Source organism: Microbacterium sp. CH12i (assembly GCF_000685355.1).
Taxonomy (GTDB): Bacteria; Actinomycetota; Actinomycetes; order Actinomycetales; family Microbacteriaceae; genus Microbacterium.
On sequence record NZ_JHET01000001.1, the window covers coordinates 304,516 to 318,326 of the forward strand.

A 13,811-nucleotide genomic window follows, 5' to 3' on the forward strand; every position below is an offset into this window, starting at 1 on the left:
ATGGAAACCGCATGGGGTAATCGTTTGCGTCAGACCTGTGATGAGCTGGCCGAAGCCATCAACTCGACAATGGTTGCACCGTGGCACACCACCGACAACGCAGGCGACACCGGTGCCGGGGTGGTGGGATTTTGACCGGGCGAGTATCGGCAACCGCGCCACTTGATGGAATCATTGTTGTCGACTTGTCGCTCCTGATTCCCGGTCCGTGGGCGACAACCATGTTGGCGGAACTGGGCGCCACCGTCATCCACATCGAGCCGCCCGGTGGCGACCCTCTGCGCCTCATGATGCCGGGCTCGTACGAACTCGTCAGCCGCGGCAAGGCGGCCCTTGAGCTGGACTTGAAGTCCACAGCGGGACGCGACGAGCTGTCGTCGATTATAGCGACCGCCGACGTCCTGGTGGAGGGGTTTCGTCCCGGCACAGCGGACAGGCTCGGGTTCGGGCCGGAGGAAACCGTTCGCAAGAATCCACGGTTGATCTACTGCTCGATAAATGGGTACGGCAGCGACGGGCCTACCGGGATCGTCCTGGGCACGACATCAACTACCTTGCCGCTAGCGGGGTACTGTCGCTGAGCGGACAGCCCGACGGGCGACCGTACCCTGGTGCTGGAGTCCCACTCGCTGACCTCGCCGGAAGCCTTTTCGCCACTCAAGCCATCCTTGCCGCCCTTCTAAGGCGGGAGAAGACGGGGCGCGGCAGCTGGTTTGAGGTTTCGCTTGCTGCAAGCGCGCTCAAGATGGGCGAGCCCCGGCTCGCCGAGTATGACGAGCAAGGGCAACCGACAAAGAAGCAGATGATGTCCCGGGGCGCCTATGACACGTTCCGTTGTCGTGACGGCGCGTGGATCGCAGTCGGGTGTATCGAAGATCGCTTCTGGTCACGCTTGTGTACCACAATCGGACGCGCTGACTTACTCGATGACCGACGATTGACCAGCTATGCGGATCGTTGTGCGCACTCCGACTTCGTCAACAGCAGGCTCGCCGCGACCTTCCTCGGCGCTGATCGTGCACATTGGCTCGACCTCCTCGCGAATTCGGACGTACCCGTCACTGAGGTTGTCGACTTCGCAACCATCGGCGACGACATCCAGATGAGGCGTTGGCTCCATGAGGAGCCCGGTGGGCGCCGGGTCAGCCTTCCATACGACTTTAGAGAATATTCAAAAGAGCGAGGCAATTGACAATGAATTATGCATCGGTAGCACTGGTGACCGGAGGAGGCGGGGGCCTGGGGCAAGCAATCGGTAGGCGCCTCGCCGCTCGTGGAAAATCGGTAGTCCTCATTGATATCAACCGCGGGGCCGTGGAAGCTGCTGCTGAGTTGCTGCGCGCAGAGGGAGGCGCGGTGACTGCGACTGTCGCTGACGTTACGAACAAGGACGAAGTTGCCCGGGTTGTAGCTGAATTTGAGTCGCGTTTAGGCCCAATCGACATTCTTGTAAACAACGCCGGTTTCCCGCGAGACGCCCCACTCGTGAATATGACCGACGAGGACTTCCGCAGCGTCGTCGACGTCTGCCTATTCGGCGCGTTCGTATGCTCCCGCGCCGTCGTTCCGCAGATGATCGAACGCAAGTACGGGAAGATCGTGAACATTGCCTCCCGTGCCTACCTCGGAAACCCGGGGCAAGCCAACTACTCGGCGGCAAAAGCGGGCATTGTCGGTATGACCAAATCGCTCGCCAAGGAACTTGGCAAACACTCGATCACCGTCAATGCTGTTGCGCCCGGGATCATCGACACTCCAGCAGTGAAGAACCACCCACGTTACGACTTGCTGGTCGAGCTCGCGAACAAGGAGAACTCGATTCGCAGGCTCGGCAAGCCGGACGATGTCGCGGCTGCCGTCGACTTTCTGTCGTCGGACGACTCATCCTTCATCACTGGTGATGTCCTGCATGTGTCGGGAGGGCGGTACTCGTGAGCAGCCATCCCACCTTATATCTCGATGATCTGCGCGTCGGAATGAGTGAATCTTCACCGGCTCGAACGGTAACGGAAGCAGACATTGTCATGTTCGCCGGTCTGTCCGGTGATTTCAACTGGCTACACACCGATGCACGCAAGGCGGCCGGGTCCGAGTTCGGCGAGAGGATCGCACATGGACTGCTTGGCATCTCGATTGCGTCCGGCTTGTTCACCAGGACGGCACTGTCACAATCGCTTCAGGGCGCGCTCGTTGCGATGCTCGGACTCGACTGCGGGTTCGAAGGTCCCATCCGCATCGGAGACACCTTGCACGTCGACGCGGAGGTCGTGGCCCTGCGGCCGACTACGGATGGGACGCGCGGGATCGCGACCATCGAGCGTCGCGTCATCAACCAGCACGGGGAGCGCGTCCAACTCCTCACCACCCCAATGCTCATTTGGCGTTCGCTCGCCGCGACCCAGGAGGCTCCAGCATCATGACCATTCTCACCGACGATGAACGCGATCTTCAGAACGCCGTGCGCGAGTTCCTGAGCAAGAAAGTGACCCCTTTGGTCGCAGAGCACGAGCGCAATCGAACTTTCCCTTGGGAGGTACTTCCCGCTTTGCATGAGTTCGGCTACGTCCGCGGATTGGTTGATTCCAAGGACGGCGGCGACGAAATAAGCTACTCGCAGCTCGCGATCCTGATGGAGGAAGCCGGTCGCTGTTGGGGTTCCTTGCGTACGACCCTGAACATTCTCACCATCGTTCCATATCTCATTTCACAGGTGGGATCGCCGGAGCAGAAGGCGCGCTTTCTTCCGCCCCTGCTCGCCGGCGATCGTCGTGCGTGGTTCGCCATGACCGAGCCCGATGCCGGGTCGGATGCTGCGGCGCTGCGAACGACGGCTCGCCTCGACGGCGACCACTATGTTCTCTCCGGAAGCAAGATCTACATAACTAACGCATCGCACGCCGACATCGGCATCGTCATGGCAACGGTCGATCGTTCGGCCGGGGCGAAGGGGATCACGGCGTTTCTCGTTGACCGCACTGAGTCCGACTATCAAGTCCACGACATTCCGCACATGCCTGTCCGCGGCACGAGCAGCTGCGAGCTCGTGTTCACCGAGATGCGAGTGCCGAGGGAGAACGTACTTGGTGGGGTGGGCCGGGGGGCTGTCCGCTGCCATGAAGGCGATCAATGTCGGTCTCTCAACATGTCGATGGGTGCAGTCGGGCTCAGTCAGGCTGCTCTCGAGGAGTCAATCAAGTTCGTCACGACGCGACAGCAGTTCGGCAAACAACTCGCCGAGTTCCAGCTCATCCAGGAGATGGTCGTCGAGATTGCGACACTCACCGAGACATCACGGCTCCTCGGGATGAACGCGGCGCGAGTGCTCGACAACGGTGAGCCAGGACGGATGGAATGCTCGATGGCGAAGTACTACTGCGGCGAATCGGCAAACAAAGCGGCGTCGCTGGCCCTTCAGGTGCACGGTGGTGCCGGGCTCATGGAGGAGTCACCGGTCGAACGGATCTTCCGTGACGCTCGCGAGGCCACCATCCCCGAAGGAACCTCGCAGATTCAAATCTTGCAGATGGGTCGCGACTTGCTCGGCGTCTCCGCGCTGCGCTGAACGAAAACCACAAACGAAAACCACAGACGAACGGAACATGTCGTGACCGAAGCATTTGTACTCGGGTCAGTCCGAACTCCCCTCGGAAAGCGCAACGGCGCATTGGCTAATACTCGACCTGACGAATTGATGGCGCTGACGCTACGGGAGCTTGTCGACCGCACGACGGTGGATCCTGGCGAGATCGAGGACGTGCTCGTTGGCTGTGTCAATGCAGTCGGCGAACAAGGGCGTAACATTGCGCGCATCGCCTCGCTTGCCGCAGGTTTCCCGGTATCTGTTCCCGGCGTGACGATGAACCGCATGTGCGGGTCGAGTCAACAGGCGTTGAACTTCGGCGCCCAGGCGATCATGGCCGGCCAGCAGTCTCTCGTGATCGCAGGCGGCGTCGAGTCAATGTCGCGGGTGCCGTTGGGGTCGGACGCTCAGGGAGTCGGACTGTCTCGGGCTGTGACCGAGCGCTATGAGATTGTCAACCAGGGAATCGCCGCCGAGATGATCGCCGATCGTTGGTCGATTACTCGCGAGCAGATGGATGAGTTCAGCGCGGAGAGCCATCGGCGCGCCGCAAGCGCATGGGACGACGGAAAGCTCGCTGGCGAGACGTTCGCCGTCGTGGCCAATCCTGCAGATTACCTGCTCGGCCGCGACGGCGGTGACGCCGTTATCACAGTCGACGAGGGAATTCGGCGCACCACCACAGTCGAGATCCTCGGTCAGCTCAACCCCGCATACAAAGAGGACGGCATGGTGCACGCGGGCAACTCCAGCCAAATCACAGACGGAGCTGCTGCCGTTCTTCTCGGTGATGAGGCGACCGCCCACCGACTGGGTCTGGAACCTCAAGTGCGGATTGTCGCCACTTGCGTCGTTGGCGTCGACCCGGTGATGATGCTCCACGGTGTCATCGACGCCACCAAGCAATTGCTGGACCGAGCGGGGTTGGACGCGTCCGAGATCGACCTGTTCGAAGTTAACGAGGCGTTTGCCAGCGTGGTTCTGGCATGGCAACGCGAACTAAACGTGCCGTTCGAGAAGATCAATGTCAATGGCGGTGCCATCGCGCTGGGTCATCCGACTGGCTGCTCCGGGGCGCGACTTATGACCACTCTCGTACACGAAATGAAGCGTCGAGGCGCGCGATACGGCGTGCAGGCGATGTGCATTGGCTTCGGGATGGCAACGGCCACTCTTGTGGAGGCAGTATGAGTTCGCTGCCCACTCTGACCCCCCAGGCACTCGGGGACTGGACCGCTCATCCCTTTTGGTCATGGATAGGAATTACGGTTACCGACGTTACGGACGGCGGCGCCACGCTTTCGATTGACGTTCAACCTCATCATCGCGGCGGGGGTGGGACCTCCGCTGTCAACGGCGGTGTGATAAGTGCGCTTGTCGATGCCGCCGCGGGAGCAGCAGCCGCAACCAGAAACTGGCCACCTCACCAAGTGACCATCGAGCTCGGGGTGACCTACCTGGAACCCACGGTGGGCGACCGCATCGAGGCTACGGCACGCGTCATCTCCGGTGGGCGACAGATCATCTTCGTCGAGGTCGAGGTGCGTGGCGAAGATGGTCGCATCGCGGCACTGGGACGCGCCTCGATGCGACTATTCTCGCGGCCGCTAATCGATCCCGAACATCGAGCCATCGCTGCACTAGAAAAGGAAACATGATGGACAATGAAATCGGAACCGCGATCGCCGTCTCCACGACGGACGCGATTTACATTCGAGGGAAAGATCTCGTCCGGGACCTGATGGGCAAAGTCGATTTCACGAGCATGATCTTCTTCCATTTGCGTGGACGGTTCCCCACAAACGGGGAACGAGCCGTGCTCGACGCCAGCCTGGTCGCAGTGATGGAACACGGTTTGACGCCGAGTTCGATCACCGCAAGGCTTATCTACTCGAGCTCACCCGACGCCATGCAAGCTGCTGTCGCGGCTGGCCTGCTCGGCGCTGGCAGCGCCTTCCTCGGTGTCATGGAGGACTTCGCTCATATTCTCCAGGATGGCGCTACCGCTATCCGAGCGGGGGAGACGACGGCCGGGGACTTCGCTCGAACCACCCTCGAGGGCTATCTGAAGGAGGGAAAGTCGGTCCCGGGGTTCGGCCACCACATTCACAGACCGGATGATCCTCGCACCCCCAAGCTGCTTGAAATCGCCGCGGGGTCCGGGGTGAGCGGCGTTCATGCCGATCTGCTCGCGGTCTTCAGCGCAACCATGGACGAGCTGAAGGGCCGTCATGTAACGGTCAACGCGACTGGCGCTGTCGCCGCGGTGCTCTCAGACATCGGATTCTCGTGGAAGATCGTCCGCGGCTTCGCGCTGATCGGTCGCAGTGCGGGTTTGGTCGGCCATATCGCCGAAGAGCAGGAGCGCCCACTCGGGCGGGCGTTGTGGGCAATGGCGGAAGAGAACGTTCCATATTTGGGAGAGCGGCCAGGCGATGACTGAGACGGTGCGTTACGAACGCGATTCCGACGGAATCGGATGGCTCACGATCGACCGTCCGAACGCGGCAAATTCGCTCAATGAAGCTGCCCGCGGTGAGCTGTGGACTTGCTTCGAGGCATTCCGCGATGACGCAGATGCCGGAGTGCTTGTGATTACGGGCACGGGCGAGAAGGCCTTCTGCGCCGGAGGCGATCTGAAAGAGATGGCGTCTTCGGTTCTCCGGGTTCCGCCCGCCGATTCCTGCCGCAACTCAATCGTAACTTCTCACTCGATAAACCTGTCATCGCGGCCGTCAACGGGGTCGCGCTCGGTGGGGGGTTCCTCCTGGCCCAGATGGCAGATCTCTGTGTTGCTGCGGACCATGCAACCTTCGCGGTCTCCGAGGCCAAGTGGGGTCGTGGCGCCCCGTGGCTGCGCCATTGCCATGGATGATTCCCCCACGCGTCGCACTCGAAATCCTCCTCACCGGTGAGCCGATCTCGGCACAGCGCGGCTACGAACTCGGTTTCGTCAACACGGTTGTGCCGATGGCGGAACTGAAGTCAACGGTAGCGGAGCTTGCGCGTCGAATCATGCGCAATGCGCCCTTGTCGGTTAGAGCCTCGAAGGCAATGGTCTACGCTTCGAACGCTGCAGCGGCCGAGGGTGCGTTCGCGGCCGCGGAGCAGCTTTTCGAGAAGGTCTACCTGAGCGACGATGCCCAAGAGGGTCCGCGGTCGTTCGGCGAGTCGCGTCCGCCCCGATGGACAGGCAGATGAATCGCGCAGTCCACCACCGATAACTGAATACAGTCCGTAATCGACTTCTGAAAGGAACAATGATGTACCAGGAAGCTCTAGGTCAAACGGTCAATAAGATGTATGACTACTCGTGCGCACAGTGGGGTGACCGGGAAGCGGTCGTCTATGGTGATGAACGGCTCACCTATACTCAGTTGCGTCGGCGGGTCGCAACCCTCGCGACAGGTTTGAGCAGTATCGGCGTGCGCAAGGGCGATCGGGTCTCCTTCCTTCTTGGCGTCACGCCCGACTGGGTGACACTGTTCTATGCTGCCCTGCGCATCGGCGCTGTTGCCGTACCCCTGAACCTCAGCTGGACGGGTCGTGAAATTGTGCAGGGACTCGCGCTCACCGAGTCCACCGTGCTGGTCGCCACGGATGACTTTCGCACGAATAACTACCTGGGAATGCTCACCGAACAGATCCCTGTGCTCGCCTCGCAAGCCAAGAACGCCCTCAAACTCGAGGAATTGCCGAACCTGCGTACCGTCATCTCGCTGAGCAAGTCGAATGCGAAGTACCCGTTCGCACACGACTTCCGCGAGGTAGAGGCCGCTGGAGTAGACTACGTACCCGCTGAGTTCGAGAAGATGAGTGCTGAGGTGAGGCCGGAGGACTTCTCGATCATCCTGCTCACGTCAGGCACGACCAGCTTCCCCAAGCCGGTGCTGCATAACCACCAGACACTGCTCGTCGGCGTGGCCGGTTACGCAGACGGAATCGAAGTGGTTCCCGACGACAAGATGCTGATCGTTGCGCCCAACTACCATGTTGCTGGCTACTTGACGATGCTCATGCCGCATTTGCGTGGCGGAGCGATTCATCTGCTCGAGTACTACCTGCCACACACTGCCCTTGAGGTCATCGAGAGCGAGCGGATTACTATGATGTTCGGCTTCGACGTGCATTTCCTGATGATGGCGCGTCATCCCAAGTTCCGGATGTATGACATCTCGAGCCTGTCTCGTACAATGATCGGCTCGGCTCCAGGGTCGTTCGACGAGATCAAGGCGATGGGAGTCACGCACCAAGGCAACATATACGGCTCTAGCGAATATGTAGCGTCACAAGGGTACTTCCCATACCGCGATCGCAAAGACGAGTACCGCATGCGGCTGTCTCATGGTCGTCCAATGCTCGGTACCGACTTCGTGGTCAAGGATCCGACGACCGGCAAGACATTGGCCCCCGACGAGCCCGGCGAACTCTGCTTCAAGGGACCCGCGCTCTTCAAGGGCTACTACAACATGCCCGAGGAGACTGCCGCTGCATTCGACGACGAGGGCTACTTCCACAGCGGCGACTACGGCTGGGTTGATGCGGAGGGCTACATCTACTACCGCGGTCGCTACAAGGAGACCATCAAATCCGGCGGTGAGAATGTCAGCGCGCAAGAGGTAGAGCTGTTCCTCGAGCTCGACACCCCGTGGATCCTGAAGGCCATGGTCGTCGCACTTCCCGACCCGAAGTGGGGCGAGGCAGTGACCGCGCTCGTTGAACTTCGTGCAGGGATGAACGTCACCGGCGATGAGATCCGCGACTTCTGCCGTGACAAGCTGGCAGGATACAAGATTCCTAAACAAGTGGTTTTCATCACGAACGATGACTGGGTAACAACGCCGACGGGAAAATACGATCGAGGAGCGATGACAGATTTCGCTCGACAGAAGCTCGAAGCGGTGAACAAATGAAGCACAGATGCTACGCAGTTCCCTCGATTCGTCGTGGTGCCTTCGGTGGAAAGGATGATGTCTAATGAAGATCATCGTGCTTGTGAAACAAGTTCCGGACACGTGGGGTGACCGCAAGCTCAGTCCGGCCACGGGCGTCCTTAACCGCGAAGCAAGCGAACCGGTCATCGATGAGATCGACGAGCGCGCCCTCGAGGTCGCGCTCAGTTATAAGGACTCGAACGACGCGGAAGTAGTGGCAGTTGCGATGGGGCCGGCATCCGCGACAGCCGTTCTCCGCAAAGCACTTTCCATGGGGGCTGACTCAGCCCTTCATCTACTGGATGACGAACTCTCGGGATCCGATGTTGGCTGGACCGCCACAGCGCTTGCGGCCGTGCTTACAAAATCTGGTTTCGATCTGGTGATTGCTGGCAGCGAATCGACCGATGGGCGCGGCGGCGTGATCCCCGCAATGGTCGCCGAGCACCTCCGAGTACCCCACCTCACGTTTCTACAGTCGGCCGAGATCATGCCCGATTCAGTCGCGGGGCAGCGAGCAACAGAGAACGGGACAATCTCGGTTCACGCGCTGCTCCCGGCTGTCATCTCAGTGACAGAACGTTCCGCCGAACCGCGCTTTCCGAATTTCAAGGGCATCATGCGCGCCAAGAAGAAGCCACTCGATGTCCTATCGCTTGCTGACGTCGGCATCGACTCGACCGTCGCCTTCGCAGGACTTGGCCATTCCGTGGTGCTAGCCATCAGCGAGCGACCAGCGCGGACCGCAGGCAGGAAGATCGTCGACGCGGGCAACGCAGGCAACGACCTCGCAGAGTTCCTTGCCACTCGCCACCTGATCTAGAGGAGAAAGCTCATATGTCTAATATTCTGGCGTTGATTGAAGTCACGGTCGCAGGTGAAATCCGCAATACCGCACCTATGCTTCTCGCGGCAGCCGCAAAGCTCGGTACCCCGGTCGCAGTCGTCGCCACAGCGCCCGGAGCTGGTACAGCGCTCGTCCCTCAACTCGGTTCCCTCGGCGCGCAGCAGATCTACATCGCTGAGACCGACCAGGTTGAATCACTCCTGTCGTCACCGCAGATTGAGGCACTCGTCGCCGCGGCAGGGAACCTCGATTCTACTGGGATTCTTCTCGCGAACTCCGTCGAGGGGCGAGATGTCGCCGGCCGCTTGGCCGTGCGCCTTAAGGCTGGCCTCATCCTTGATGCCGTCGATATTCGGAACCAGGGCGGAAAGATTGTCGCGAATCATTCCGTGTTCGGCGGAGCTTACTCCGTCGAATCAACTGTAGAAGACGGCCCAACGGTAGTCACCTTGAGGCAAGGTGCAATCGACGACCCCTTGGCTGCCGCAACACCCACCATCACGGTCGTCTCCATCTCCGTCGAGACCGAAACCTCGGGGCGGATCGATGTGGTGCACGATGCTGCCGTCGCATCGAACCGTCCGGACCTGCGTGGGGCGGTCAAGGTGGTGTCCGGTGGCCGCGGGCTCGGCTCGAAGGAGAATTTCATTCTCGTTGAGCAGCTCGCGGACGCGCTGGGTGCTGCGGTCGGTTCATCTCGCGCGGCAGTCGACGCGGGATACGTCGAACAGACTTCGCAGGTCGGCCAGACGGGGACGACTGTGTCGCCGCAGTTGTATATCGCGTTGGGGATCTCTGGCGCCATCCAGCACCGTGCCGGCATGCAGACGGCAAAAACGATCGTGGCCATTAATAAGGACGGCGATGCACCGATTTTCGACATCGCCGACTTCGGGATTGTCGGCGACGTGTTCACCGTCGTTCCGCAATTGATCGATGCCATCGCCAAGCGGAGCGAGTGATGGCCGAACCGGTTCCGAGAATGGCCGATTTTCGGAAGAGCCGATGGTTTGCGCTCGTGTGGGCGGTTCCGGCAGCGATTGTCCTGGTGTCAGTCGCGGTGCTGGGCGCCCAGTGGCTGCGCAGCCTGCCGGCGATGCAATCGTTCATCACCCAGTTTCCCGGCCAGTCGAGTCTGCCCGCAGGCACCCCGGTCGGCTTCCCCGCGTGGCTTGCCTGGCAGCACGGTCTGAACGCATTCATCATGCTTTTCATCATCCGGTCGGGCTGGCAGGTGAGAACCCTCACGCGTCCCGACGCGTACTGGACCCGCAACAACAAGGGCATGATCCGCACCAAGGGATCCCCGGTTCGGATCAGCCTCAACCTCTGGCTGCACCTCAGCCTCGACACCCTATGGATCATCAATGGCGTCGTGTTCTATGCGCTGCTCTTCGTCACGGGACAGTGGGGCAGGCTCGTCCCAGTGCACTGGGACATCTTCCCGAACGCGATCTCCGCCGGAATCCAATACGCCTCGCTCAACTGGCCGGTCGAGAACGGCTGGAGCAACTACAACGCCTTGCAGGTTCTCAGCTACTTCCTGGTTGTCTTTATCGCGGCGCCGCTCGCGCTCATCACCGGACTCAGGATGTCGCCCGGGCTCGCCGCGCACTTCAATCCCCTCCACCGGGCGTTTCCCCTATCCGCCGCGCGCAAGATCCACTTCGCCACCATGGTCTTCTTCGTCGCCTTTATCGTCGTCCACGTCACCCTCGTTTTCGCAACCGGGGCACTCAACAACCTCAACCACATGTATGCGGTCAACAACGGCCAAAGCTGGCTCGGCTTTGCAATCTTTAGCGCCTCACTTGTCCTGATGATCGTCGCATGGATCGCAGCGAGACCGTTCGTACTGCGATCGATTGCGGGCTCTTCCTACTTGAGGTGGGTCTGAGGGGGCTGGGCGCGGTGGCGGGGTGAGCGGGGTCGAGGCCTCCAGGATGGGTAGCGACCAAGCAACCCTTCACCGGAAGGCCTCGACGTGTCCGAGCCTACGGCCTGCACTGATGCGTGCTGTCCCGACTCCACTTACTGTTCTCGATGTGACCTCCTCGTCGGCCTGGACGGTCTGCGGGTGATCGACGTCGTCCGCACGGCTGACGCACTCACCGTCACGGTTGAGTCTGCGCCGGGTGCGGTGGGCTGCCCGCGTTGCGGGGTCATCGCGGCCTCTCGCGGTCGGCGTGCGGTGACGTTGATTGATGCGCCCAGCTTCGACGGTCCCGTGCGCACGATCTGGCGCAAACGCACCTGGCGGTGTGTGGAACCGACCTGCCCGATCGGGTCATTCACCGAGCAGAACGAGGACGTCGCGAAACGACGGGGGACTGCTCACACGTCGAGCGTGCTGGTGGGCGGTCGGGCAGATTCGCCGCGAGCACGCATCCGTGGTGGGTGTGTGCCGTCAGCTCGGCACGACGTGGAACACCGTCTGGTCAGCGATCAAGCCGCTGCTCGTGGAGATGGACAAGGACCCAGCCCGCTTCGATGGCGTGACGACGCTCGGCGTTGACGAACACATCTGGCACCACGTCTCCACGAAACCGGTCAGCGACGGTGGACGCGGGCCGAAGGAACTGACCGGGATGGTCGATCTCACCCGAGACGCCAACGGACGGGTGCGCGCGAGGCTGCTGGACCTGGTGCCCGGCCGGTCCGGCCCCGCCTACGCGGACTGGCTGAAGCAACGGGATCAAGCGTTTCGTGACGGCGTGCAGATCGCGACGCTGGACCCGTTCCAGGGATACAAGAACGCCATCGATGACCAACTCGAAGACGCCACCGCCGTCCTCGACGCCTTCCACGTCGTGGGGCTCGGCACCCAGGCCGTCGACGAGGTCAGACGCCGGGTCCAGCAAGACACTCTCGGGCACCGGGGCCGGCGCGGCGACCCGCTCTACGGGATCCGGAACATCCTGCGTTGCGGGCGCGAGCGTCTCACCGCGAAGCAGAACTACCGGCTGCACGTCGCCTTCACCGCCCGCGATGAGCACGTCGAGGTCGAAGTCGCCTGGCAATGCGCCAGCCAGCTCCGCGACGCCTACCACGTCAAGGACCTCGCCGAGGGGCGCGAGATCGCCGAACGCGTGCTCGCGTCATTCCCCACCTGCCCGATCCCTGAGATCCGCCGGCTCGGGAAGACCCTGAACCGGTGGAAGGCCGCGTTCTTGTCGTACTGGAGCACAGGTCGATCCAACAACGGCGGCACCGAGGCCGTGAACGGACTCATCGAGCTACACCGCCGCGTCGCCCGCGGCTTCCGCAACCGCGACAACTACCGGCTACGCATGCTCCTCATCGGCGGCGCACTGACCAGCCCCCACCTCAAGTAGGAAGAGCCGGATATGGACGGCGTCAAGCACGTTCTGGGCATCTGGATCCAAGCCACCGAAGGGGCGAAGTTCTGGGCAGGAGTCTGCGCGCAGCTCGCCAATCGTGGCGTCCAGGATGTCCTGATCGTCTGCTGCGACGGGCTCACCGGGTTCCCCGAAGCGATCGAGGCGACATGGCCGCAATCGACGGTTCAGACCTGCGTGGTCCACCTGATCCGCTCCGCGATGCGGTTCGTGTCCTACAAATCCCGCAAGGCCGTCGCAGCTGCGCTGAAGCCGATCTACCAGGCAGCTGACGCGGACGCGGCCCTGGCCGCGCTGGCCGAGTTCGCCGCCTCCGACCTCGGCATCGCGAACCCAAACACGGTGCGCGTGTTCGAGGATGCCTGGGAGAGGTTCATCCCGTTCCTCGCGTTCCCGCCGATGCTGCGAAGGGTGATCTACACCACCAACAGCATCGAGTCATTGAACTATCAGCTGCGCAAGATCATCAAGAACCGGGGCCACTTCCCCTCCGATGACGCGGTCGTGAAGCTACTCTGGCTCGCGATCTGCAACATCGAGGACAAGCGCGCCCGAGAGCGACTCAAAGAGCGCGGACGGCCCCGAGGAGCCAAACGCAACGCGGAGGGACGACTCGTGGAGGGACAGATCACCACGAACTGGAAGCAAGCCCTCGCGCAACTCGCCCTCGCCTACCCCGACCGAATCCAGCCCTACCTCTAAAAACCGAGCGTCGCCCGCTTACACAAACAACTTGACAAGCTCCGCCGCGAGCATCGCCACCCCCGCGCTGGACATGGACCTCGGCCTACCCTCCGGGGCCAGCTACGGCCCCGACACCTCGCAGCGGCAAAGCTTCGAAGTCGTCGGCGACGCCTTCGGAGACGGCTACAACGGCCCACTGGTCGTTGTCGCCACCTCACCCGACGACGACGCCATCCCCGCCACAGACCTGGCCGACATCTACACCGATCTCACCGACATCGACGGCGTCAACGCCGTCTCCCTCGGCGGCCTCAACGAGGACGGCACCACCGCCGTGTTCTCCGTCGTGCCCGAGACCGGACCCACCTCCGAAGAGACCGGAAAGCTGGTCACCACCATCCGCGACG

General features: G+C 61.7%; 13 protein-coding genes and 5 pseudogenes. All 18 read left to right on the forward strand.

Going from position 1 to position 13,811, the window contains the following annotated elements; translation table 11 throughout:
• Positions 1-135, forward strand: coding sequence for a hypothetical protein (locus DC31_RS19805; RefSeq protein WP_268748197.1), 135 nt, complete (start codon positions 1-3; stop codon positions 133-135).
• A gap of 86 nt (positions 136-221) precedes the next feature.
• Positions 222-1,192 (forward strand): annotated as a pseudogene (locus tag DC31_RS20420) (CaiB/BaiF CoA transferase family protein).
• 2 nt (positions 1,193-1,194) lie between these two features.
• Positions 1,195-1,935 carry an SDR family NAD(P)-dependent oxidoreductase gene (locus tag DC31_RS01685; RefSeq protein ID WP_036276138.1) on the forward strand — a complete coding sequence of 247 codons (741 nt, stop codon included), beginning with the start codon at positions 1,195-1,197 and terminating at the stop codon, positions 1,933-1,935.
• A gap of 41 nt (positions 1,936-1,976) precedes the next feature.
• Positions 1,977-2,420: a MaoC/PaaZ C-terminal domain-containing protein gene (locus DC31_RS01690; RefSeq protein ID WP_051606304.1), complete on the forward strand. Its 444-nt coding sequence runs from the start codon at positions 1,977-1,979 to the stop codon at positions 2,418-2,420.
• The gene (locus DC31_RS01695; RefSeq protein ID WP_036276142.1) at positions 2,417-3,562 is read left to right on the forward strand and encodes an acyl-CoA dehydrogenase family protein; all 1,146 of its coding nucleotides are present in this window, start codon (positions 2,417-2,419) and stop codon (positions 3,560-3,562) included. Before DC31_RS01690 ends, DC31_RS01695 begins: the two co-directional genes overlap by 4 nt.
• A 42-nt stretch (positions 3,563-3,604) precedes the next feature.
• Positions 3,605-4,771, forward strand: a complete 1,167-nt coding sequence (locus DC31_RS01700; RefSeq protein ID WP_036276144.1) for a thiolase family protein — start codon at positions 3,605-3,607, stop codon at positions 4,769-4,771.
• Positions 4,768-5,238 carry a PaaI family thioesterase gene (locus tag DC31_RS17385; protein WP_081813661.1) on the forward strand — a complete coding sequence of 157 codons (471 nt, stop codon included), beginning with the start codon at positions 4,768-4,770 and terminating at the stop codon, positions 5,236-5,238. Before DC31_RS01700 ends, DC31_RS17385 begins: the two co-directional genes overlap by 4 nt.
• Positions 5,235-6,023, forward strand: a complete 789-nt coding sequence (locus tag DC31_RS01710; RefSeq protein ID WP_051606305.1) for a citryl-CoA lyase — start codon at positions 5,235-5,237, stop codon at positions 6,021-6,023. Before DC31_RS17385 ends, DC31_RS01710 begins: the two co-directional genes overlap by 4 nt.
• Positions 6,016-6,234: pseudogene (locus DC31_RS20425) on the forward strand (enoyl-CoA hydratase/isomerase family protein); the annotation flags it as partial. The gene DC31_RS01710 and the pseudogene DC31_RS20425, both read left to right, overlap by 8 nt.
• Before the next feature lie 29 nt (positions 6,235-6,263).
• Positions 6,264-6,455 (forward strand): enoyl-CoA hydratase-related protein, encoded by a 192-nt coding sequence (locus DC31_RS20430; RefSeq protein WP_442921831.1) that lies wholly within the window; start codon positions 6,264-6,266, stop codon positions 6,453-6,455.
• Positions 6,452-6,781, forward strand: a complete 330-nt coding sequence (locus DC31_RS19810) for an enoyl-CoA hydratase-related protein (protein WP_200872848.1) — start codon at positions 6,452-6,454, stop codon at positions 6,779-6,781. Before DC31_RS20430 ends, DC31_RS19810 begins: the two co-directional genes overlap by 4 nt.
• Positions 6,782-6,840: 59 nt before the next feature.
• Positions 6,841-8,493 (forward strand): class I adenylate-forming enzyme family protein, encoded by a 1,653-nt coding sequence (locus tag DC31_RS01720; protein WP_081813662.1) that lies wholly within the window; start codon positions 6,841-6,843, stop codon positions 8,491-8,493.
• A gap of 64 nt (positions 8,494-8,557) precedes the next feature.
• Positions 8,558-9,337: an electron transfer flavoprotein subunit beta/FixA family protein gene (locus DC31_RS01725; RefSeq protein ID WP_036276155.1), complete on the forward strand. Its 780-nt coding sequence runs from the start codon at positions 8,558-8,560 to the stop codon at positions 9,335-9,337.
• A 14-nt stretch (positions 9,338-9,351) separates the two neighbouring features.
• Entirely contained in the window at positions 9,352-10,323 is a 972-nt protein-coding gene (locus tag DC31_RS01730) for an electron transfer flavoprotein subunit alpha/FixB family protein (protein WP_036276158.1), read from the forward strand.
• A gap of 20 nt (positions 10,324-10,343) precedes the next feature.
• Positions 10,344-11,258 (forward strand): cytochrome b/b6 domain-containing protein, encoded by a 915-nt coding sequence (locus tag DC31_RS01735; RefSeq protein ID WP_235201263.1) that lies wholly within the window; start codon positions 10,344-10,346, stop codon positions 11,256-11,258.
• 87 nt (positions 11,259-11,345) lie between these two features.
• Positions 11,346-12,696 (forward strand): annotated as a pseudogene (locus DC31_RS01740) (ISL3 family transposase).
• A gap of 9 nt (positions 12,697-12,705) precedes the next feature.
• Positions 12,706-13,422, forward strand: a pseudogene (locus tag DC31_RS01745) (IS256 family transposase); the annotation flags it as partial.
• A 31-nt stretch (positions 13,423-13,453) separates the two neighbouring features.
• Positions 13,454-13,811, forward strand: a pseudogene (locus DC31_RS01750) (MMPL family transporter); the annotation flags it as partial.